The sequence below is a fragment of the Pedobacter panaciterrae genome, from assembly GCF_013204795.1.
GTDB classification, from domain to species: Bacteria; Bacteroidota; Bacteroidia; order Sphingobacteriales; family Sphingobacteriaceae; genus Pedobacter; species Pedobacter panaciterrae.
In genome coordinates, this window is sequence record NZ_JABMKW010000020.1 from 1,478,130 (window position 1) to 1,502,898 (window position 24,769).

The following is a 24,769-nucleotide window of genomic DNA, read 5'->3' on the forward strand; positions in this document are numbered from 1 at the left end:
AAAATAATCAGTCGTGATTTTTAACCAGTTTTTCCATCGCATTTTTTACAGTACCATACTGTAAAAGCAATGACTTAGCCTCATTATAGTTGTCAATTTCGGCTTTTTTCATCAGCATTTTAACGCCCCTGTCCATGATCTTATCGTTAATGAGCTTTACATTGATCATGTTATTGCCTTCTATCCTTCCCAGTTGAATCATCACTGTGGTTGATATCATATCCAGCAACATCTTCTGTGCAGTACCGCACTTCATTCGGGTACTTCCTGTCACAAATTCGGGACCGGTAAGTACTTCAACAGGATAATCAGCCTGTTCTGCAATAATCGAGTCCGGATTGCTCACAATGCAGCCTGTTGCAATGTGATGTGCACGACACTGTTTTAGGCCCTCCAGAACGAAAGGCGTACTTCCACTTGCGGAAATACCCACCACAATATCTTTTTCTGAGATGTTTGCTGCATTGAGCCTGTCCCAGGCTTCATTCAGGTCATCCTCCATTTCTTCCAGTGCATCTATGAGCCGGTCCTCTCCTCCGGCAAGCACAGCATTGTAAATTCCTTTGGGTAGGCCGTAGGTGGTAGGTAGCTCGATCACATCGAGTACAGAGAGTCTGCCGCCGCTGCCGGCTCCGATGTAGAACATCCGGCCGCCGTTCTTTAGTTTATTCACGATAGCGGTAATCAGGCAGTTTACCTGCGGTAAAACCTCCTGAATTGCTTTTGCCACTTTATGGTCTTCTTGATTAATAGCACTGGTCAATTCCTCAACTGATTTGGTTTCCAGGTTATCATAAAGGGATGATTGTTCTGTAATAGGTATCATATGTTATTCGTAATTTATTTTTTGTTCTTCGTTAATTTAAGTTTCTTGTATGCGGCAGTGATCTGCTTGCCATATTTAGCATACATTTTTTTTGATATTTCTGTAGGATCTCCTGTTGGTTGATCCGGATATTGCTCTGTACCATTTACCCAGTTCCATTCCCAGGTTTTTACTTTTTCAGTAAAGCCCTTTTGGTCAAATACTTTTTTCGTTTTTAAAGCATCACTGGCCTCGGAGATAAACATCTTCCATCTTTTTCCGTAAAAGCCATTAAACAGACCCGACCATTGCTTGTTTGCATATTCGTGAAGTACAGCATCTTTCCCTCCCCAAAGGGTGATCAGATCTCTTGCGTTTTTTTCATATAATCGAGACTCAGCGGTATTGGTACCCCATTTTTTTGCATCGTTGAGCCACTTCCCAAGCAACAATTCTCTTCGGGTACCCATCAGCTGGTCCATATCGGCAATCAGTTCCATGAATTCTGCAGTATGTTGTTTAAAGCCGGTAATGTTTTTTTGTTTGAAGTCTCTGGCAAACTGTTGTTGAACAACTGAGGCATAATTGGCCAGCACCTGCGTGCCAATGCTTACCAGATCAAACTGGTAGCAATCATTACGCTTAAATTGCTGAGCCGCAGCCAGCATATTCTCCCATGCCGGCACCAACGCAAGTGGATCATACGGCAAATCTGTAGCGGCCCAATCATTGTCTTTTTCAAAGGTTGGTCTTGCTACCACAATGGTCTCATAGCTGCCTTCTTTAGCATACACTGTTTTATGTAAAATATCCCAGGCTTTTTCTGTGTACGGGTTCTTTTTTCCGTAACGACTGTGGGCATATCCTTTTAACCACTCGTTCACGTTTACGGGCTGATCGCTCCATACGTGATTGAGCATAAGCGAATAGACAACTGGATTTTGCTCTATCCCTTCAGGCACCAATCCGATTCCAGACAGGTTACCTTTATTAGGATCATGAACCATTTCTGCAGGCTCTTTAGCGATATAATCAAGGTTGCCGAACAGTGGATTCCTGCCGCCAAAATTGTGAAGCATGCACCATATCCATGGTTTCCCGAAAAAGGATTTGGTTTTGGTCCATATAGGCTGTTCATCGGCAAAAAGATCCAGGATGATTAATTTATCATCCGGTACTCCGCTCAAATAATTGTTGATGCGCTCAGGCTGCCAGAAATCCCTTCGGTCCCAGAACAACCATCCCTGCATCACCCATATTGCTTTTGGGTCGGTTTTGGCCATACCATCATATACTGCCTTGCCGATTTTACGTACGTAGGCAGAATCCTGGTGTGGAAGATCCATTTCATTGAAGGTATCGGCCCCGTATAAATGATTTTCCAATCCAAAGGTCTTTTGTTGTTCCTGCATAAACCTGTCGGCTATCTGCTGAAACATAGGATCTTCCGGGTCAAGTACATAAGCATCTGCAAAACGGCCTTCCCAGTTCACCTTGTCAACTTTAGCGTTAGGGAATCTTTTTTTGAATGTTGGGGGCACATGACCGCTAAAGGCAGGAAGGATTGGTTTCATACCCAACTCCCGTTCGCGAAGCAGGATCTTTTTCTGTAGTTCCTCGTGACTTTTCATCCAGCTTTTTGGCAAAGGACCATTCAACCCATCAATATTACCTGCCCAGAACCACATGAAATATGCCGGCCCGGTAAAAAAAGCATCCATGTCTGCGTCATCAAAACCAAAGCTTCTGTAAACCCGGTCCCACAGCGCATTCTGTCCAGTCATAGCAAGCGGCATATTGATCCCATTCAATGCCATAAAATCAATTTCCCATTGCCAGCGCTCCCAGTCCCACCAGGACGCAGTATAATTGAAGGTACAGTAATTGAAATAATGACGGTAATCATGCGGTGTAACCTTATGAATTTTTTCCTTCACCATAGGAAATGGTGTTGGAATCTCCAGATTGGTACCATTCCAGCTGATATCGCAATGCGCGTAATTTTTAAGCCAGTAGTTAAAGGCACTGGCAACCGATATCCCATTATTGCCTTTTAAAAGAATCTGTTCCCCACTGGCTTCCAGTTCAAAAACATCTTTGTTGTCTTCCATGGGAATATAGGCCACCTTAAAACGACTGGCATATTTTGGCAGAACCCGTTTAATCAGTGCATAGGCTGCCTGTTCATTCAATGAAGAGGTATCTTTGTCTTTAGCCCAGACCATTTGAATGGCAAAGGTTAAACAAAACAAGAGTATAGCAGTTTTTCGGCACATTAGCGGTATTTTATTCATTATTATATCTTTTTGAATCAGTTATTATTTTCTACTTTTTTAAAGGCCACAGGCCTTCCGGATTGAATTTATATCGCCACAAATCTCCATTGGCATCCAAAGCCAACAGATCATTGCCGGCAGTAATTACCTTAATATACATATCCCAGCCTGTACCTATCTTCTTCCGTGTACCAAAAACTCCATCCTCTGTTAGTGGATACTGCCACATATCTCCACTGTTTTCAATGGTAATCAGTGAGTTTTGGTAAGCAAAGATTTGTGCCAAACCAGCCCATCCGCTACCAATTTGTTTGATGTTTCCATAATCAAAGTCGCCATCCCCGTTTAAAGGAAATTTAGTCATGTCACCATTTGCTGCAATACCTAATAGCAACCCTTTGAATGGAACAATTGCAGAGAGTGCGCCCCAGCCCTGACCAACCCCTCTCTGGGCCCCGAATGCCCCGTCCTGGCTAAGAAAATACTGGTTAAGATCGCCTGCCCCACTTCCAAATCTTGCGATCAAGCGGTTACCGCCAAAGGAGATAATTTTATCCATTACATTCCAGCCGAAACCGATCGTTTTAGGTGGGAGAGTAAACTGTCCGGTAGCTACATCAGCCTTGTACAACAGAAGATCTCCGGTTACCGGCGCTTTACGTATAAAATCGCCGTTAAAATCTATTAAAAAAGCACCTGCATCAGCACCCATAGACAGCACTTTCTCACGCGGAACTTCACCTGGGGCATATGAGCCTGTAATCAGGAAATAAGTGGTACTGAGTTCCTTATTTAAAGTCACATTTCCAGGTGCAGAAATGCTTATCGGAAGCAGATAAGACTCAAATGCGTTTAGAAAGCCTTTGGTTTTGATGACCAGATTCTGAACTGCAGTTCCCTGTGCACCTTTGGGAATTATTGCTGTTGCCTGCTGAAGGGCATAACTTCCTTCGGGCAGCAACTGATAGGTGGTATTATTTTTCTGATTATAGTCGGCAACCCTTTCGGCCGAAACCTTAAAATTTACTGGTATATCGGTTTGGGCCGCTAACGGGCCACCCAGATGGGCCGCATAAGGCACTTGATAGTCCTGATCGGTTATACTAATCCCCATTGCAATTGGATTACTTACTGCCTGTGGCATGTACAGGCGTGCATAGGTATCGGCCTGCGGAATATCCAAATCCACTAAAACATCCTTATTGCAAGCAGTCAGGAATATAAAAGCACTTAAAAGTATTGAGGTTAAATTTATCTTATTCATGGTTTTAAGTTTATGGATCATTACCAGCCTGGGTTTTGAATAATATTAGGGGTCTTGTCAATTTCGCTTTGCGGAATTGGGAATAAATAATGCTTAGGCCCCTGAAACACCCTTCTTTCTACCACTGTTCTCTTATAGTAAGCATCATCCTGCAAATTGGTTCCGGCACTGATGTTCATTCCGTAAATAGGCCCATTATCGGTCTGTGCAGCGATCTTCCAACGGTGACAATCGAAGTAGCGATGGGTTTCGTAACTCAACTCCACACGACGTTCGTTCCTGATCCTTTCTCTCATTTGCTGAGCATTAAGACCTGTTGGAAGTGCTGGCATTCCGGCACGTTCCCTGATCAGGTTCATGTATTTATACACATCGGCAACTGGCCCGTCTGATTCATTTAGTGCTTCTGCATAGTCCAGATAAAATTCACCAAGCCTGAAAAATATCCATGTTTTAAGTGAAAACCTGCCCTGGGCAATATTCGCCGTAGGATCTACAGATTTTTTAAGCAAATATCCTGTCGTATTATAATCTCTTCCGGCATTTCCTCTACCATCTGCTCCACTGGACCAGAACTGCAAGCGGCGGTCAATGAAGTAGGCTCCGTTAAAGTTAATAGAAGCATAAAATCTGGGATCCCGGTGCACATACATATTGCTTACCCCTTCCATCCAGCGTCCGGTCATGGCTGTAGCTGTATAACCTGCTTCAGTATATCCGGAGGATTGATTGACCACTGGTGACCCATCACTATTATAACCTAGTATTGGTGCTTTTCCATTGTCCATTTCATAAGCATCTACTTGCTGCTGAGTTGGGTTATACCCATTCCACCCGCCCAGGCTTCCAGGGAAAGCACATTTCTCGGTCATTCCCGGATAATAACCGCCAATATCAGGTGTAGTACAATTACGTGCAAGGATCACTTCAACGTTGTTGTTTTCCAGAAACAATTGCTGGTAATTCTGCACAGGATCTGGATATTTTCTATAAAGCTGATAACCGGCAGCCTCACATTTATCGATACACTCTTTGGCGGCAAGAGCTGCAGCTTTCCATTTTTCGGCCTGATACTGACCAGGGAAAAGTTTTATACCTTCTTTATCTGTGAAGCCTGCATAGTCAGGATTGCCGTTCCATAAAGGGCTTGCCACATACAATAACATTCTTGCCTTTAGCGCCATCGCAGCCGCAGCAGTAACCCGTCCAATATTCCTATCGGAAGTAACTCTCATTGGCAACAAACTGATCGCCCTGTCACATTCTTTAGAAACAAAATCAACACCCTGATCAAGTGGTTGGCGTTTTATTTTAGTGAAATCATCGGCTACTCCTGCATCATAATCCATAATGGGAATCGGGCCATAGATTCGCATTAGCCAAAAGTGGTAAAAAGCACGCAGGTATACGGCTTCACCTATCCAACGGTCTTTATCCTGCTGGGTAAAGTCTTTGCCAAGGGGAGTTCTGTCGATGTATTTCAGAAAAATATTCGCTTTGCGAATACCCTCATACATGTTACGCCACTGCTGACTTGCCACATTATAGGCGTTCCAGGAACCCTTGTTCATCAGTTTTGCAAATTTCTCCGGCCAGGGTACATTCATCTCATCAGAGGCAACTACAAACGGATTAGGATCGACCATGTCGGTAAACCAGTTCTCAAGTGGGAGATCGGCATAAACATCCGATAAAAATGCTTCAGCATACCTGCGTTGAAGAAAAGCTTCTTCAATGGTAATGTCTTCTTCAGGGCTTTTATCCAGAAAATCTTTTTTACAAGAGGAGAACATCAAAAGCTGCACGAACAATAATCCACAGATTAAATATTTCATATCAAATTCTTTTATAATGGTTATTGGTTATATTATTTAAAATCAATCTGCAAACCTGCATTGAATGACCGCTGCAAAGGATACCCACCGGTTCCGTCATTAGATTCCGGATCGATGATCTTAATATGATCCCAGGTATACAAGTTCATACCGTTGACAAAAAACCTGAGGGAGCTTACCCCTATCCTGCCAGACACGCGCTGAGGTAAAGTGTACCCCACTTCAAGGTTACGCAACCTGAGGTAATTCCCATTTTTCATCCAGGTGGTAGAATTCAGGAAATTATTTGGATTGTTACCGACATCTATTGCAGGATACTTCGCACCCCGGTTCTCTGGTGTCCAACGATTGTTGTAATATTCGGTGAGTACATTATTTACCCCCAGACCATCGTAGAAAGGCCACATTGAAGTTCCACTCAAGAAAATACTCGATTTGGCTGCCCCTGTAAAATACAGGCTAAAATCAAAGCTTTTATAAGATATGGTGCCGCCAAAACCAAATGTCATTTGAGGAAGACGCGGATAACCTACGGGGATCTGGTCATAAGAATCAATTATACCATCACCGTTAATATCCTTGTATTTAACATCTCCCGGTCTTGGGATAGAAAAGCTTTGTTTTGGACTGGTAGCAATATCTTCCTCGCTTTGGAATAAACCTTCAGAAATGAATGCAAAACTCTGATTTAACGGCAATCCTTTACCGGATAAATAGGAATATCGGCGTGTGGGCTCATCGTTTTCTACAATTGTATTCTTAGCAAAGGTGAAATTACCACGCAAGGAATAGAAAAATCCGCCAGATGTAGTATTTCGCATTTCTATTAATCCATCTATCCCCTTGTTTTTGATTGCACCAATATTTCCATAAGGAATAGACCAGGGATAGAATCCGGTTACAAAGGGCACCGTTTGGCGCTGCAAGAGAATGCCCGTACGATCTTCATCAAAAGCATCCACCTGCAAGGTTATTTTATCATCCAGGAAGCCAAGGTCCAGACCGATGTTTCTTTTTGTTGCACGTTCCCAGGTGACGTTTTGATTACCGATCTGGTTCTCCTCCATCCCATAGAAAAGCTGCTGATCCGGGCCAAACGGATAAGATTGTCCAACTGTTTTTACAGTGCTTAGAAACAAGAAGCGCTGGTTGATCTGATCATTTCCCACCTTTCCATAAGAGGCTCTTATTTTCAGGTTGCTGATTGCGGATGCATTCCAGAATTTTTCATTTGAAATTACCCACCCGGCTGAGAAGGCTGGAAAGAAACCAAATCTTTTTCCTTTCGGAAAATTTTCAGATCCATTGTAACCAAAGTTAACCTCTGCAAGATATCGGTTATCGTAGTTGTAGGTGACCCTACCGGCTAAGCCCATTCGGCGAAAAGGGAGATTCGACACGGAGCTGCCCGCAGAAAGATCCACATAATCACGCTGATTATATAATAGCATGGAAGTCAGTCCGTGTTTATCAAATGAGCGCTCATAATTCAATTGGGTTTCCATATAAATAGCCCTGTTGCTCCCATTTTCGATGTAATATCCGAGTGGCTTTTCTTCTCTAAACGGTTCACTATACAAATCTTCTCCGGTTTCAGGATCTGTTCCCAGATACCGCTTCACTTCAAATTCCTTGGCCCTTACATTATTGGTCTGACCGTAACGATCATACGAAAACAAACCCCTTAATGATAAACCTTTGGTCACCAGTTCAGACATGTCCCATCTGGCTGCGAAAGTACCCTGCAAGGTACTACGATCTTGTGTACTATAGCCCGATTGCGAGACCCTTCCCCAAGGATTCCATCCCACAAAGGTTTGGGCACCTCCAGGTGTTCCATCTGGATTCTTAACTGGAAATGCAATTGGCGATATTGTTTTTAAAGATTGAAAGATATCTGGTGCTGAGAATCCGGGATAGTTCCCATTCTGAATAATTCCACCTAGGCCAAGTTGCATGGTCAGACTTTTTGATAAGTTCAGATCAATATTGCTCCTGAAATTGTATCGTTTGATATTGGCATTCGTATTGAATTTATTGGACATATCCTGTTTATAAATTCCATTCTGAAGGGTATAACCAACATTGGTATAATACTTAATGATTTCATTACCACCGGTAACACTTAAATTATTGATGGTTTGCCAGGTATCACGCTTCAATACCGCATCTGTCCAGTTCGAGTTGGGATACAGGTAGGGATCTGAGCCATTACCAAATTTTTCGAGTTCTTCAGCTGACCACCTAGGCTGTTCACCAGAAAACATCCTTGCCTCATTCATCAGGGAGGCATATTGTTGTCCGTTAATATATTCCGGCAGCCTTAAGGCATGTAAAGCCGCCGCTTCTGTACGGAATGTTACAGCTGGCTTGCCGCTAACTCCGCGCTTCGTTGTAATGAGAATAACTCCATTGGCACCTCGTACGCCATAAACAGCGGTAGCAGATGCATCTTTTAGTATCGTAAAGCTCTCTATCTCCTGAGCATTAATGTTATTCATATCACGCTCCACTCCGTCTATCAATATTAGCGGTGCGTTGTTTCCAAAAGTTGAAAGTCCTCGTATATACACCTGCGCAGCATCATATCCGGGCTCGCCGCTCGCCTGACGGGTAATGATGCCAGGCAGTTTACCTGCAATTGCATTGGATAATGCCGGGGTGGAAACCCGTTGAATCTCTTTGACAGAAATGGTAGACAATGAACCGGTAACGGAAATTTTCTTTTGCGTACCATAACCAACGACGGTTACTTCATTTAATTTATTCTCCTCATCGGGTTCAAGCTTAATTTTGAACTCTTGTGATGAACCAACTCTGATGGTTTTATTCTTATAACCGATAAAAGAAAATTGCAGGGAATCATTGTCTGAATTAACCGACAAAGAGAACTTACCCTTCTGGTCAGTCACCGTTCCCTGCGCGCTTCCTTTTAGTCTTACAGAAACCCCGGGTATGGCTTCATCTTTTTCATCAACCACTTCGCCGCGGATAACTCGGTCGGCGACTTGAAAAGGCCAGCTTTTGGCTTTTACTTCTGTTACCAGGAACAGAATGATCAGAAATGCTAAAATTTTATTCATATAAGTTGTTTGGTTTAGTGGTTCAAAACCGCAAAAAAGTAGCACGAAAAACAATAAACTTCATCAAAAATCCCTCACAGATAGACAAAATTATTCTTTTTGCGTTTTTTATGCGTTTTATAATACAAGTATAACCGCAAAATTCATAACTTCCAAATGTTTTAACAGAAAAAAATTTTACTTTTGTTAAATCTGTTATAAACTGCTTATGCGTAAAGAAGAAAGACACAAACTGATTATGAGGGAAATCAACCTCCACAATAAGGTCCTATCAGCCGATCTGAGTACTTTATTAAACATTTCTGACGATACAGTCAGGCGTGATCTGAAGGAGCTGGCCGAATCAGGTAAAGTCCTGAAAGTTCATGGAGGTGCTGCGAGCAAATCTTTTATTGCCCCCTTTAATTTGCAAAATGAAGTATATGCGCTTGCAGAAAAGAAAAAAATTGCAGAAAAAGCCCTCAAACTGATTAAAAATGACATGGTTATTCTTACAGAGGGTGGAACTACCATTCTGGAACTGGCCAAAATGATTCCCAAAAACCTAAAGGCAACATTCTTTACTGTTAGCCCGCAGGCAGCCATTACCCTATCAGAACACAGCAATTTGGAGGTGATTACTATAGGGGGAAAGCTAAGCAAAAACGCAAACCTGCATACCGGAACAAGTGTAATTAACGAGCTATCCGACCTTAAAGTAGACCTTTGCTTACTTGGCGCCAACGCATTTTCTGTAGAAGAAGGCCTTACTGATATGGACTGGGAGATTGTACAGGTAAACAAAGCCATTGTGAATGCTTCCAGAAAAGTTGCGGTTTTGGCGATCGCAGAAAAGTTAAATACATCGCAAAGAATCAGAATATGCCCAATCAATAAAATAAACTACCTGATCACAGAATTACCACCAGAAAGCCCCTACCTGGCCAACTTCAGAAATGATGATTTGAAACTTCTTTAGCATAGAACACGCTCCGCCAAGCTATCAAAATAATTCTTTGAATGGATCTACCTCCATTCCAGCGGAGCGAGAAACAAACCTTTTTTATCCCAGCCTGTATTGGAGATAAACCATCCTTCTTTTTTATCATAAATAATTTCAGCAGCATGGATAGGAAGCGAACAAACCAGGTTCTTTTCAGGAAAATTTTCGGGGTCCTTAGACCAGTATACATCTGTTTGATTGTATTGGGTCATTGCCCTGCATATAAAAAGGTAGAAAATTCCATTTCTATGCACAACAAAAGGACTCTCAGCATCCCCTCCCCAATCTACCACATAAGGTTGGATATGCACAATTTTCGGACCGCCCCAGTGCAACAGATCGGGCCCTGTTCTTACTGCAACTACTGATCGATGGTCGACCTCATTGTAGGTTCTGGTATAGTAATAATAATATTTACTTTTATATTTCATGATATACGAATCACGTGCATGGCCAGGGTCGCTAAAGAGCGGATTAAGTTGATAACGCTCCCAATCTACCAGATTATCGCTTTTTGCCATGCATAACTGACCCCATGAGGCGTAGTTAGGGGCATCTTTTTGCATATTGCCAATATTATAAAACATATAAAAGGCATTCTTATCTTTTATAACGTGAGGTGCCCACAATACGCGCTCCTTACCTTCCTTCACGGACATGGCATCCCCTTTATCCTTCCATTTCCGCTGCATCAGAGAACCAGAAGTAATGTGGAAGAATCTAGTTTCTCCACCCCATGGCCTGATTGGATGGTGCCCAATGATGCCATACGCATGCCAGGTACCATCAACACCTCTTACGAAGGAATGATCATTTGTATACCAGGTAGTGTCTTCTTTTGACCGGGTATCATTTGGATTAAAAATGTGAACAAAGCTCCCTTTTATATACGGGGTTTCAAAAGACTTTTCCTGCTGCGCCATGGCATGCTGACAAAATGTAAAAGCGATTGTCAGCATCGTAATGCTCATTTTTTTCATATCCGTATTAAAACAGACCAATGATTATTTTATAGGTTTTACTTGTGGCAGCACATAACTATACACCTGATATCTCAGTTCACTCCAAACACTCTGCTCCGGAAAATCCTTTCCCGGATAAAGCTGCTGAATTGTAGGAATAAATTTAATCCTTACTCTTAGTTTAGATAAACCTCTTGTTAATTTAGCCGGAATCAGGAATTCATCATCTCTGAAACGTCTGTTTGATGTTTCGATCTGATACACTCTTTTCGCCAATTCACCGGCTGGTCTTGAAAACATACAAGTACTAGATCCTGCCAAATACCATATACCCGCTTTTTTCCAATCTTTTTCTTTAATTTTTCTTCCTGATACGTTCCCGGCAATATAAACTTCCGCAGTTTGATTCGGATAGCGATAATCCAGCGTCCGTCGTAATAGCGCACCCAGGTTATCAGGACTCATACTCACCGTAAACTCAGAAATACCTGATGTATGTCGACCATCTTCTTCATGGGCAGGATAAATCTCTTTGCCGATCAATTCTTTATACCCAGGAATCCTTTTAGGTAAATCCAAGCCCCATGCCCCGGCGGGAAACTTATCCGGCCCCCATTCATATCTCGATAGAATGGTTTCCACTTTGGAAGCCTCAGGTGAATAATAAGCGTGGCGCAGTTCATCATCTTGCTTACCAATATCAATCGAATCTGTTTTAATCAGTGACGCTGATGGCATCCCATACCAATAAGATACAGCTTCATAATGCTCTTGAGAAACGTTTTCGCTATGCTCAAAATTTATAACAGCCCGGTTCCCAAAGGGCATCAGATCAGCAATAAGAAACCGATATGCTGACTGAATAAGATCCTTATCATTTACTGCTGTTTTTTTCTCAGTAGACCCGCAGGGATGACCTGCAAGTGGAAGTGTCATGTTTTCCCCGCCCCAATAATCACCTCCTCCTGCCCACTCCTCTGTTCCTGTACCATAGGCCTGGGGGCTCTTGCTGTCATCGAAAAAGAATCTTGGATCACCTTCCAGCGTATTAAGATTGGCATTGTGAGAAAATATAAATGATGTTCCAAGGAAACTTCCTGACCACTGCTGATGTCCTTCTATACCCCGAGTATCTAACCAGGTCATATCCTGACCCAAATCCGGTTTAGGTATATCCTTATAGGTAGCATGAAAATACGCATTTCTGTTGCTGGCTGTTTTCAGCTTTTCGTAACGTATTTCATAATTTATCTCTGCGTTGTCAGGTGCTATGCCGGTAAGTTCAAATTTTGCTGTTTTAAAGAATGGCATAGGATAATAGCAAGCAAGCTCAACTTTGTTGTTTATATAATCATAGCGAATATTTATGGGAAGCCCCTTGACCAAAAACTCCTTTTTCTCGCGATTAAAGAAGGTACCCGCTCCAAAAAAAAGACATAGCGGTGCATCTACAGATGGATATGCTGCATCGTCCCATGTTATTTTTAAGTGAATACGCTCCAAATCCATCGCTTTACTAAGCGGAAAACTTAGCTTAACGGCCCGAACCAGAGATAAGGGATTTTTAAGTGTGGCCAAAGTAATAGTCTTCTGATTCAATTTTAACTGACCTTGCTGTGCATTGATATTTTTGGGGGCAATATCCTTACCTGAAAGGTTAACCAGATCAACAATATCCTGATCTGGCGTTTTATTTACATTCCATGATCTGATGGGCTGAGAAAGGTTTTGCTCATTAGCATAAAGATGATAAATATAATAACCGGTACCATAAAAGGTACGGGAATAAGCAATACTCATCGAATCCTGAAAAGCCATTGGCACCCAGATCAGATCTGCACCTTTTGTAGCGCCCCATGTCCACCCCAATGGCTTAGGAAATGCCGCATTCGGAATAAAGGCGGTTTCTTTCAGCGTTTTAATTGCGTTGACAGGATCGGATGTTGCCGTTTCTTTTACAACATTGTCAATGCCGTCTATCTTAAAATGCCATGGACTGCCATGCCAGTGATTAGTGCGAAAGAAATAGAGGATGCCTTTCCCTTTTACGCTGAGGGTTACGTTCTCATCTTCTTTATTCATAAACAAAAAATGCGAGGCATCACTACCTCCGCCGGTGCGATCATAGGTACTTCGCATATAGGCCCTTACGCCTATGCGTTGAAGCGGAAGCTGGTCCCATTTGCGATAGGCATCAAATCCTACTGGTACTGAAAGTACGTTTTGTGCATTTGCGCTTATGGACATTACAGCTAAACTTGCAAGAAGGCATTTTGAGATGATTTTTTTCATATGAGCATCAGTTTTATGGTGTGACTATAGGCCAGTTATCGGTTCTGAATGGAATCAATGGCAATCCATCTTTATTAAAAACATTGCCAATCGAAGTGTCATGAAAAGCATAACGCAGTGCTACAGGATGTTTAACAGAATCACTCCAGGCGATTATTTTATTATCCTTTAAAGTTGCCATGGCTGCGTAAAATATGCTGTCTTTACCTGCAATTTCTATATCGTTAACTTTCTCTCCTTTAATAACCATTCCTGCTGATGCATTGGCAATGGTTATTAAAGCCTTGTTCTTTTCAAAACTGACGTGCGTATAAACGGGACTTTTATATGCATGTATTTTGTGTCCGTAGGTTTCGGCCAATGCCCAATTGGCAAGTCTCCAACCTACATCATGCTTATTTTCAGGATGCACGTTATTGACATCTGTAACCAGATCAGTTGTAGCTACCATACCAGTATTGGGATGAGACATACTTTGCAATTGTGCTTCACGCAAAAGTGCGCCACTATTTACCTTTTTGTAGCTGAAAGGAGCGATCTGAACATAATAAAATGGGAAGTCCTTTTGCCATGCCTTCCGCCAAGCATCTATCAGCGTAATAAATAACTTGCTGTAGGTATTGGCAGTTTCCGTATTATTTTCTCCCTGATACCAAATTGCACCGGCAATTGAATAATTCGTTATCGGTGCAATCATCGCGTTATAAGCATAACCCGGATGATATGGAACCATCCCACTTGGCTGTATCCGGGAGGCAGCTGACTTTAAAGCAGTATCTGCATTTACTAGGCTATCCGGCGTCCATACTTCCGCAGCAGATCCTCCCCAGCTTGCCCCGATCAACCCAATTGGGGTACCAAGCTTTTCATTTAATTTTTTACCAAAGAAATATCCAACAGCACTAAATGTCTTCAAAGCGCTACTGTCGCATACTTCCCAGCTTCCTTCTACATCATCCTGAGGATATCTTGCCGATTTTTTAGGTATACAAAAGAACCGTATATTCTTATTATAGGCCTGTGGTAGTTCTTCTTTGATATCTTTTAATCCCCAGTTGCCACACATTTCCATATTGCTCTGACCGGAACAAACCCATACCTCACCTATTAGTATGTTAGTAAGTGTAATCAGGTTCTTTCCTTTAAAAACAATCGTGTAAGGCCCCCCAGCACCTGAACCAGGCACAGTAATTTGCCACTTTGCGTCCCTGTCCCCAACAACCTGATAAGATTTTTGATTCCATGATGTGGTGATCGAAATTTTTTCATTAGGATCTGCCCAGCCCCACAGTTTAACATCCATTTTTTGCTGCAACAACATATTATTACCTATAATTGCCGGCAAACGGATATTACCAAAAGAGGAAAAACCAGAGAAGATCATTACACAGGCTAATAATGACAGGATCTTTGTTCGTTTTGAGGTAAATTTATTTTTCATTGAGAATCTTATGATAACGATTAACCCTAAGTTCAGCCTGGGCTTTATGTCCGGCAAACCCCTCCAGTTCGCATAATCTCATGGCATACTCACCTATTAACACACTTGCCTGTGGCGTACATCGTTGATAGGTGCAGTTTTTTAAGAACTTACCAACCCATAATCCTCCGGTATATCTGGCTGCCCTTCCGGTGGGGAGTGTATGATTTGTTCCAATCACCTTGTCGCCATAAGCAACATTGGTTTCCGGCCCTAGAAATAGTGCTCCGTAATTGGTCATATGATCAAGAAAATATTGTGGATTATGGGTAAGTACCTCCACGTGTTCATAGGCCAAAGCATCCGCTTCAAGAACAGCCTCTTGCTCATCCGAAACCAAAATAATAGTTCCATAGTCTTTCCATGCGGCACCTGCAATATCTGCAGTAGGTAGAATAGTGAGCTGGCGTTCTATTTCAACTAATGTTTCTTTAGCCAGTTTTTCGGAAGTTGTAATTAATGCCGCTGGCGAGGTCGGGCCATGCTCTGCCTGCCCCAAGAGATCACAAGCCACCATTTCTGCATCCGCTGTTTCATCAGCAATCACTAGTATTTCGGTAGGACCAGCAAACAAGTCTATTCCTACACGACCAAACAGTTGTTTTTTAGCTTCGGCAACATAAGCATTTCCAGGCCCCACAATAAGATCAACTGGCTTTATAGAATTTGTTCCAATTGCCATCGCGCATAAGGCCTGTACACCACCCAGAATATAAATTTCATCCGCACCCGCTAAATGCATGGCACATACTGTGGCTTCGGGTATTTTGTTATTAATCGGTGGCGTAAAAGCAATGATACGTTGCACCCCTGCAACCTTGGCCGTAATAATGCTCATATGCGCTGAAGCTACCATTGGATACCGCCCTCCCGGAATATAGCAGCCAACGCTATTTACAGGAATATTCTTATGCCCTAAAAAAACACCCGGCAATGTCTCCACTTCGATATCCGTAATTGACGCCCTTTGTTGTTCTGCAAAAAACCTTATTTGTTTTTGTGCAAAAAGAATATCCTCAATAACATGATCAGGAGTATGATCAAGAATTTCCTGAATTTGATTGGTGGTAAGCCTAAAAGATTCAGGCACCCAGTTGTCAAATGACGCAGAATATTCCCTAACAGCCTTATCTCCATTTAGCAAAACGTCCTTAATTATTCTTTCTACTGTTTTTCTAACTCGTGAATCTGCTTCATTAATTTCATCTTCACTCTTTCCCTTTTTTATGTACCTGGCCATTTATTATGATTATAATTTTTTATTGATTTCTAATTTCCCCAAAGCTTGGGGTCGTTTCCCTTGTTTTTACGCCATTCGTTGCGCCACTTGTGAATTTCTGCCGGTCCTATCATTGGCATAGGTTTTCTGGCCGCTGCATCAGGTATTTCTGGAACTGCAACTGCCTTATCCTGGTACCAATAAGCCACACTAGCAAGATCAAGGGTAAGCACATTCATGCTACCGTGTTCTATGGTGAACTTCATTGATTTATCAAAGTAGATCGGATCAACAATGTTAAATCGGTATATATGAGTTTTTCCAAGAAAACCGATATCATCATTAACCTTTGGATAACCAAAATAAGGAGTTGAATAAGGCACCTTTGGAGCACCCCAGGAAGTATTGAAGTAATCTTCCGTACCGGTGCCAATTAAAGAAGGATGTTCATCGCCATCAATAAATATCATATCATCACCCTCTCCGTACCAATATGGCGTAGGTGAGTGAACATAGTAGTTCACACCCACAAAATGCCCTTTACCTTTTATATCGGCAATAACGTAATTATCCTTACCGGTTTTATTTGGAATTCCCGGTCCGAACATCCAGTGTTCATTTTCTACGCTATCGGCAGGACCAGTGAGTTCAGTATTGTAGCAGGCATGAAATCTTCCGGCATTAGAGGGAAGGCTTTTCATTTCCACATAGTCTACATAGAAGTACAGCGATCTGATGTCTTTCCCCGACTGATTCTCGATCTCAATTCTTGCACCTTTTGAAAAAGGCATGGCAAAATAACTAACCAAACCATTCCCATTTGTTGGCGTTGCTGCCAATACTGCGGAGGTGAAAAGGTAAGATTCATTCCATCCCTGCCCGAAAAAAGGGCCTATCGGAGATTCGACAGAGGGACGATCATTTCCATCCCAATACATTTTTATAATCACATCATTACGGCTTAACACGTTCGGTTCAGGGCCCATAGTGATCCAGATATGGTTGATCATTCCAGTTCCTTTAACATCAAAAATAATACGCTTTTCCCCGCTTTTTATGTTTTGCAGATTATCGTGATTGTCGCCACTCGAGTCATAACTACTCACCCGTTTGGTTTTTATACCCTGCTGAATAAGCGATAATGCAGACAAGTCATTATTGAAAGTCTGCGCCATGGTGTTGGCAGAAAACAGAAGAAATACTTGCAGGAAATACATTTTAAATTTCATCTCAGAATAGCTTTAAGTATTATTTATCTGCTTCTTTCATCATTTTTTGTATGGTTGGTTTTGCAACGTCATTGATTTTCGAAGTTGCAGTTACCTCCCAGAAACTTTCCTTTTGCTCAATCTGGGCTTGAGTGGTAACAATCCAACTTTGGATCCAGCCGGTTAAAGTGCACCAGGCTCCCCAGCCCGCGTCCGAATTAGATGCCCAATAATCCCAGCGCCCATAGTCAAAACCTCTTAGCCAAGCACCATCCAGGTCAGGATGTACTTTACTTTGTACCTGAATACGGGTTAAAAAGTCTGAAAGCTTTTCGGTAGCAGCCTTATATTTGGTATTGCCAGTAGCAGCCGCAGCCTCATTAAGGCTAAAAAGCGCAAAATTACAGGTATACAACATACAAGATACCTTTTCACCATTCCTGAATATGAGTGAGCCTTCATCAGTCCCATAATCTTCATTTTTATTTAAGGCCTTAAACATCCCTTTTCCCTTTCCAAGTTCTTCGCTGATCGCCCCGCTTTCATCCTGATATTTCAGAATTTCGTTTATCATTTTATCCAGCCATTGCCTGTGCTCCTCTGTATTTTCTATTCTTACAAGCCAGGCAAGCGGAAGTATCATTCTGGCTCTCTGAGTTTGCATACTACTCCCCCAAAGCCATTTTTCAGGATAGGCATCCATCGTAATTTTGATGGCTTTTTTAGTCCGCTCAAGTAATGGTGCGTAAGCAGTTTTGTTATATAACCATAAGTAACAGGCCCACATCCATGATTCAAAATGTGGCGATATGTTGACCACATCCCTATTCCAGTAATATGGCCATCCATTTTTGATAATATCAGCTTCCTCAAGGCGATCAACTCTAAACCCCTTTATACCTGTAGTTCTGAAATTACCCATAATGGCCTCCGTCAACTCTTTATCCCATTTATCTGTTTTTAAGTAAGATGAGGCAGCAATCATTCCCAGAATTGCACGGGAATTGTCGTCACCATAAAAAGTACCGGCATTGGTAGTCGCCCAGCCAATCAATCCATAGGCAGCGCTTGCAGGATCATTTTTTGGTCCCTGACGCAGGTTTGAATTTTTAAAAACATATTCCATCAGATTTGCCGACTTATCCTTGTAATCCTGATTATTGAAAAGCTTCCCTGCAGCAGCTAAAGTCATCGCGACCTCTCCCTGTACATCTGCCCGCATCCAATAACGATATCCCTGATCCCCCTTATAAGAAATCGTCGAGATGTGTCCCTCCAAAACACCCAATTTCCCATCACCATTAATTCTCGACTGACTTATGGGAGGACCTGTAGGCTTTGTACCGTCACTTCCATATTTTGACACATCTGACGACCAACTTTTATCCGGAAAAAATCTTCCCTTGTAGAACCAGTCTGCACCTTTTTTAACGCTGTTTAACCGTGCCCCCGCAGATAAAATCTCCCTTCTTTCAAACATTGGTTTAACATCCTGATGCCAATATTTTATAGTGACGTCCGAATGGGAAGTTAAATGTGAAATAATGAATTTCAACACACTCTGTATTGCATCCGTGGGACCATAGCGCCCCCTTTCAAAATTACTCAGCCCAGTCATACTTATCATGATATTGTTATTATGTTTAAAAAGCAGTGGATATGCTTTTGTATTTTCCAGACCATATTCAGCTTTATCAAAACCAACCACCTTTGCCAATACAATTAAGGGATCCTTAGCCTGCACTGGTAATACGTGGCAATTATGAATACCCACTAAACTCATATTTTTTAGAGGAGCAGCAAACACATCTTTGGTAATAACGCCCCTTTCCAGGTTAGTTTCCAATGCTTCAGAAGGAATATTTAGTCCGGGGAAAGAGGTCGGATACTCTACATAGAGTTTTAGTCCTTTTTGCATTGCTTCACTTAAAATTTTAGCGGTAATGCGGTTGGCGGGATCTATCTGCGGGTAGTTATCTGCGACAATAAGCACCCCTGACCCTCTGGAAGCCGCTTTGACAGCAGCACCAGGTGTACTAAATCTTTTAAGGATATACCCCTCTCTTTTCAGCAGCAGATATAGATCGTTCTTTATATTCCCGTAAAAGAAGAGGTTGCTGCTTTTCGTTAAGCCTTTACTTTGGAAATTGATGATCAGCATCACTGTCAGAAATAAACAGGCGGGTTTAAAAATTTTCTTTAGTTTCATTTGAGTGGTTTTTTATTTTGGGATGAAAGAAAATGCATGCTCAATTAGTATAAAGTTCTTTTAGCAGCTGCAGCGCTTCTGCTATTAATATATTCTCTGCACCGGGTTCTAAAAATGACCATTTACCTGGCCCAACTTCATATCCACCTTGCTGTAAGGCCAACGCAGTAGGAATATAGCCTATGTTATTTTCTGCGTACGCCACTATTATAGTCTGGTTAAAAGGTGAATTTTGTTCGATTTCGTAGGCGATTTGGGTAAAAGGCTCTCCTGGCAAGAATAAAATGGCCACTAAGCCGAGCCTTATAGCGCTTAATCTTGCCATTGCATCATTTCCGTTGGTCATGTTACTTCCGGGTCTAATAGAGAATTTCCTGGCACGATTAAAAAAAGCGAAAGGCAGGCTAGCTATCATTTCGGGATCACTATTTTCTACAACTTTAGCAATTGCTCTTCCATGTTTCACAGCATAATCCGGACCACAGGAAACTGTAGGCGGATTGATATCTCCGGCAGCGCCATTTAAAAATAGCGCAATACCATTCTCCTCTGATTCTTCCAAGGCAAAGCATAATTCTCCTGGAAACTCGGCTGATAGATGTGGCATACACATTTCATGGACAGGATGACAAACCGCATGTACTAGTGTGGCAATTACATTGTTCAATTCATCTTTGAAACGGATACTGTGAATTCTTCTGTCTACGGGTTCTCTTTCTAATAATTCAGGAGCAATAGGCTGGATAGAATCTGACATGATAACGCCACCCGGGGTAGGAATGCGTCGCTGCATACTATATCCAGCCAGGGTATCTAAGCCAATAAATACCCTGCATGGCTTTAGCAATGATATAGCCTTATCTATTGCTCCTTTAATTTTGTGTTGTACATTCCTTAACCAATCCTTGTAAATATCCGTTAGGTACAAATCAGACAAGGCAACAGATTCCGGCGCATTATGGGTGTGGGTACAAGTCAGGATCACCCTGTCCGCAGAAATAGCACTGGCTATTTCACTTTTAAAATTATCCCATCCGCCAACGGAAGTATCATTTAGCGCAAGAAGATCAAGGCAAACTACAGCAATCATTTCTCCGCTATTTTTCACGACCAGTACTCTTGCATATAAAGGTGTTCTTATTGATGCAAAAGGCTCGTAAGTTCCATTTACGGAAGAAGTAAGTAATCCTACCTCAAGTGGTGGAGTAATATCAGCAACGGTAGCGCCCGCAAATAACAGCTCTTTACTCATCATACTTATTTTTGCTTTTTTACCCAGTTCAAAGCCTGCTGCCAGAAGGCATCGTAACCTTCCCATAATTCGAAATTAATGCCCCAGTGAGGAGCTGGATCTGACATATAAGTAAATAGGCGGCCTTTTCCATATTCTCCTGCCACTACCAGAGGGTGACCGGTTTCCTTAACCCTTACCAATATCTCTGCATCTGGTTTGGCAGACACCTCATTGTATCCAAAAATCGGAGGAAATTTATCCCACGGCAAACCTTTTACGGCGGGATGCTCAGGATTAACAACTTCAGCGGTAAACCCGGCAGAGGATTCTACCAGATCTTCAACCAACAGACAGTCGACTGGCAAAACACTATTAAGTAAGCTCCTTCCCCATCCTGATTTGGCCTGTACACCGCTAAAGGATAGCCATCCTCCCAGCATCATCAAGCCACCGCCATTATACACCCATTCTTTGATGATGTTTAAGCGATCGGGAAAGGTTACAATTTTATTTTCACGGCGGGAACGATCAAAAAAGCTCGGATAAAGGTGAAAACATTTGGCTTCCACATCACTGATAACCAGACATTCAGAGTGTTTTAAATATTCCTCTAATTTTCCGGGTTCTAAACGATATAATTCCCAATTGGCTAAACTTGTAACTTCTGTTATATGTTCAAGTGCCTCTACCATACGTTCACCATAGAAATGCAGGTCGGCATCTTTTGTTTCGGTACCAAAAGGTGTTTCAATAAACATCGGTCCGACGTGAAAAACCCAGTCACCAAGGTATAATACGTGTTTCCCGTCTGCGGGAAATGCTGTCTTTACTTTCATAGCATTATTTTATTTATGTGTTTTGATTAATATGTTGAGGATCATCTTCCAAACGTGCCGAAAGAAAATCCAGGTAAGCCGATGATGTTTTTTTGAAGGCAATAAATAGAATAACAGCGCCGATCAGCTCAGCCATTGCCCAGTTATAGCGACCAAACCAAGCTTCGGTAAGACCTGAAATCAGCAGGCAGGTTGCTGCAAATCCAATAACAGCGATACCTATCCCTCTGAATATTGGCTGTAATTCCGGCTTCTTCAATAATACATTTTTGTTCAGTTTCCGGAAAGGCTTCCAAAAACCAAGCGGTTTAGCTCTTTGGTAAAAATTATTTAGTAATTGATCCGGATCAGGTTTAGTTAACAGTGCAACGGTGATCCATAATAGGATTGTTAGCCCCATCACCAATATGGTTTGCCAGTACCATGGCAGGATCAATTTCTGTGCTGAAGAAAAGCCTGACCACAACAATAATTTTGGCCCAAGCACAACAATGCAAAAGATACCTGCTCCGCCAAAAGATGCAGCAACGCGCGCAGGACCATTAAACCGCCACCACCACCATTGCGCCCAGTTTGCCGGTAGTTCAGCGGCACTCAACTGCAGCATAACTATAGCCACATCGGTAATAATGGTAACATTAAATACAACTGCCATTGCGAGAGAAAGGATGATCAACATACCAATTTTACCAATTAACAGGTAGTGCTTTTCGCTGGCCGAACGCACAAACCACCGTCTATAGATATCACTCACTAATACCTGACTACCGAAATTCAAATTATCGCCAACTGTAGACATTGTTGCAGCCATCATAGCTGCAACCAACAAACCCATGGCGCCTACAGGTAACATATCCTTCATTAACCGACCATACACAAGTTCTCTGTCTGCCCCCGATGCTCTTAACTCAGGATACAGAACCGCTGCTGAAATACTTGGTAAGGTAACGAGCAGCAACAGTACAAACATGCTAATTGCAGTGACCACATACATTGTTAGGGCTTCTGCTGGAGTTCTCGTTGAAAGAATACGCTGTCCTTCCATTGCTCCACCCATTGGTGCAGCATCCCCGCCATAGCCAATGCTCTGACCAAATAACCAGGCCATGCCTGCAGCAATTGGAAACACATCATGATTTAATGGGGGCACCATCTGTAATATTTCGGGATGTGTGGTACCAAAAGCTTGGTTCAATGTAGCCGTCATTGCCTGAGGGCCACCAAAATGGTTTAAAGTAAGCCACGCAAGCGTAATTGTACCGACAAAGAAGATCACCATTTGAATCAGATTGGACATGACTACCCCTTTGTACCCTGAAAAGAAAACAAAAAGAAAGGAGATCGGTACAACCAGATACATGGTTTCCTCTTTGGTTATACCGAATGCTGGCCCCATGATCTTATAAGCGGCCAACAAGGTGATGCCGGTCCACGCCGGCATAGCAATTAACGAGGTTCTTATTGCGATCCACAAACGCATAGCAGCGGCAGGTTTTGCAGGAAACCGCAGGTCATAAAACTCTAATGAAGTAAAGAGGTTTAATCTTCTCCAGAATACGGCAAAAAGCACCCCCCCAAGGAACAAGGCTAAACCAAAACGGCTCAAATACCACCAGGAAATAAACGAACCAGTTACAATTGCCAATCCACCATATCCAGTGGCTGCATCAGGGCTGACTAATGCGGCAGTATAAGATATTCCATTTAACCATCCTGGTATTTTGCGACCGCCAAGGAAAAAATTCTCCAGATTAGCAGAGGAAAACCGTCTGTGCCAAAGAGAAAGCGCAAACATTAAAATTAAGTAACTAATAACGATCCAGATATCCGGTTGGTTCCAATTCATACTATTTATTGTTTTTAATTCCTTTCAATCGTTGTTCAAGGGGTGCAAGCGCAGGTAAATTGCTCTGAGGGCTATCAAGATAAAAATACGCAGTGGCGGAGTAATTATCTACCCTATAAAAATTAACCCATTCATCGGCAGGAAACTTATCATCATTGATATCTGGAAATCCCGCTTCTTCCATCAGTTTGACCATTCCTTTCTGGGTCATTACCGATATTGGTTTTACTTTACCGCCTGCTTTTGCAATACCCCTGATGAGGTCCCGGCCACCCCCGCCCATTTGCTGAATGGTAACCTTGCAATCAGCATTGAAATAAACAGGATCAGGAATGTGATATCGATAAAATGCATATTGTTGTTTTTCCTTATCCACTATGGGTGCACCTTGATACAGCTGTGAAAAAGGACCAAGGTTCCAGGCAGACCCTATGTAATCTTCTGTGCCGGTACCAACAAGAGTAGGATGCTGATTGTCTCCGTCCAGATATGCTTTTACCTCTCCTTCTCCAAACCAGGTAGTTCCGTAAACATTATCGGTAATCACACTGATATTGGTTCCCAAAAAACGTCCCTCACCTTTGACACGTGGTAATATTTCAAAATCTTCAGCCAATCCTGCCGCAGCGCTGTTGCTCCAGTAAGCATGGAAATAAGCAATTTTTTTAGCGTGCTTTTTAAGTTTGGTAAAATTCACATCATAAAACAAAAGTTGCTTTTGTCTGCCCTCATTAACCAGTACGATTCGGGCATGTTTGGTAAACGGCATTGGCACATAACTGTTAAAAGACCTACCTTCCGGGCTGCTGAATAAAGCGCTTTGAAAAGTAGTCATCCTTCCTAAACCAATACCAAAGAAGTCTCCCAGGGGTACAGAAACGGCAGGCTTATCGGCATTATCCCAATACATTTCAAGTTTTATCGACCTGAGGGCTTCCGGATTTCTATCTATAATGGTCATCCAGATCCGGTTTATGATACCACATCCGTTATAATCCATTAGCATGATCTTTTCACCCGGGCCTACCCAGACACTGGCACGCCCTTTTGCACCTTTATTTTCCAAAGCGCCTCTACCCTTTTCGGCAGATGGATTTTCCAGGCTAACCCAACGGGTTTCTTTACCCTCAGGTAAATCGTACAATTCCTGAGCACCTAAATCTGCTGAAACAAAGCAGCATCCGATAAGTATAAGTCCTTTGAAAATTAATCTGTTCATAAACAATTTTTAAGAAAAT

General features: G+C 42.3%; 16 protein-coding genes. 1 reads left to right on the forward strand and 15 read right to left on the reverse strand.

Annotated elements, in window-relative coordinates; all coding sequences use genetic code 11:
• Positions 1–7: 7 nt before the first annotated feature.
• From HQN86_RS25390 to HQN86_RS25410, 5 genes are read right to left on the reverse strand one after another with little or no spacing between them, the layout of a single operon-like run.
• A complete protein-coding gene (locus tag HQN86_RS25390) occupies positions 8–826 on the reverse strand; it encodes an N-acetylmuramic acid 6-phosphate etherase (RefSeq protein ID WP_172663638.1) in 819 nt (272 codons plus the stop codon).
• Positions 827–840: 14 nt separating this feature from the next.
• A complete protein-coding gene (locus tag HQN86_RS25395; protein WP_246269737.1) occupies positions 841–3,099 on the reverse strand; it encodes an alpha-N-acetylglucosaminidase in 2,259 nt (752 codons plus the stop codon).
• Between the two features lie 31 nt (positions 3,100–3,130).
• Complete coding sequence (locus tag HQN86_RS25400) at positions 3,131–4,345, reverse strand: BT_3987 domain-containing protein (protein WP_172663640.1); 1,215 nt, start codon at positions 4,343–4,345, stop codon at positions 3,131–3,133.
• Between the two features lie 20 nt (positions 4,346–4,365).
• Positions 4,366–6,180: a RagB/SusD family nutrient uptake outer membrane protein gene (locus HQN86_RS25405; RefSeq protein WP_172663641.1), complete on the reverse strand. Its 1,815-nt coding sequence runs from the start codon at positions 6,178–6,180 to the stop codon at positions 4,366–4,368.
• Positions 6,181–6,212: 32 nt separating this feature from the next.
• Entirely contained in the window at positions 6,213–9,263 is a 3,051-nt protein-coding gene (locus HQN86_RS25410) for a SusC/RagA family TonB-linked outer membrane protein (RefSeq protein WP_246269738.1), read from the reverse strand.
• 208 nt (positions 9,264–9,471) lie between these two features.
• Here HQN86_RS25410 and HQN86_RS25415 point away from each other — a divergent pair, with 208 nt between their 5' ends.
• Positions 9,472–10,221: a DeoR/GlpR family DNA-binding transcription regulator gene (locus HQN86_RS25415; protein ID WP_172663642.1), complete on the forward strand. Its 750-nt coding sequence runs from the start codon at positions 9,472–9,474 to the stop codon at positions 10,219–10,221.
• A gap of 47 nt (positions 10,222–10,268) precedes the next feature.
• On the opposite strand, the gene HQN86_RS25420 is transcribed toward HQN86_RS25415, so the two are convergent.
• The 10 genes from HQN86_RS25420 to HQN86_RS25465 are packed head-to-tail and all read right to left on the reverse strand — an operon-like array spanning position 10,269 to position 24,750.
• Entirely contained in the window at positions 10,269–11,225 is a 957-nt protein-coding gene (locus HQN86_RS25420) for a family 43 glycosylhydrolase (protein ID WP_172663643.1), read from the reverse strand.
• Between the two features lie 24 nt (positions 11,226–11,249).
• Positions 11,250–13,499: a DUF2961 domain-containing protein gene (locus tag HQN86_RS25425; RefSeq protein ID WP_172663644.1), complete on the reverse strand. Its 2,250-nt coding sequence runs from the start codon at positions 13,497–13,499 to the stop codon at positions 11,250–11,252.
• A 13-nt stretch (positions 13,500–13,512) separates the two neighbouring features.
• Positions 13,513–14,940, reverse strand: coding sequence for a sialate O-acetylesterase (locus HQN86_RS25430; RefSeq protein ID WP_172663645.1), 1,428 nt, complete (start codon positions 14,938–14,940; stop codon positions 13,513–13,515).
• Entirely contained in the window at positions 14,930–16,219 is a 1,290-nt protein-coding gene (gene hisD, locus HQN86_RS25435; protein ID WP_172663646.1) for a histidinol dehydrogenase, read from the reverse strand. The genes HQN86_RS25430 and hisD overlap by 11 nt, the downstream gene beginning before the upstream one ends.
• Before the next feature lie 29 nt (positions 16,220–16,248).
• On the reverse strand, positions 16,249–17,427 hold the full coding sequence (locus HQN86_RS25440; protein ID WP_172663647.1) for a glycoside hydrolase family 172 protein: 1,179 nt from the start codon (positions 17,425–17,427) through the stop codon (positions 16,249–16,251).
• A 19-nt stretch (positions 17,428–17,446) separates the two neighbouring features.
• Positions 17,447–19,615 (reverse strand): hypothetical protein, encoded by a 2,169-nt coding sequence (locus HQN86_RS25445; RefSeq protein ID WP_216854515.1) that lies wholly within the window; start codon positions 19,613–19,615, stop codon positions 17,447–17,449.
• A 40-nt stretch (positions 19,616–19,655) separates the two neighbouring features.
• Entirely contained in the window at positions 19,656–20,933 is a 1,278-nt protein-coding gene (locus HQN86_RS25450; RefSeq protein WP_172663648.1) for a hypothetical protein, read from the reverse strand.
• On the reverse strand, positions 20,873–21,685 hold the full coding sequence (locus HQN86_RS25455; protein WP_172663649.1) for a glutamine amidotransferase: 813 nt from the start codon (positions 21,683–21,685) through the stop codon (positions 20,873–20,875). The genes HQN86_RS25450 and HQN86_RS25455 overlap by 61 nt, the downstream gene beginning before the upstream one ends.
• A gap of 13 nt (positions 21,686–21,698) precedes the next feature.
• On the reverse strand, positions 21,699–23,531 hold the full coding sequence (locus tag HQN86_RS25460; RefSeq protein WP_172663650.1) for a sodium:solute symporter family transporter: 1,833 nt from the start codon (positions 23,529–23,531) through the stop codon (positions 21,699–21,701).
• Position 23,532: 1 nt separating this feature from the next.
• Complete coding sequence (locus HQN86_RS25465) at positions 23,533–24,750, reverse strand: glycoside hydrolase family 172 protein (RefSeq protein WP_172663651.1); 1,218 nt, start codon at positions 24,748–24,750, stop codon at positions 23,533–23,535.
• Positions 24,751–24,769 lie beyond the last annotated feature (19 nt).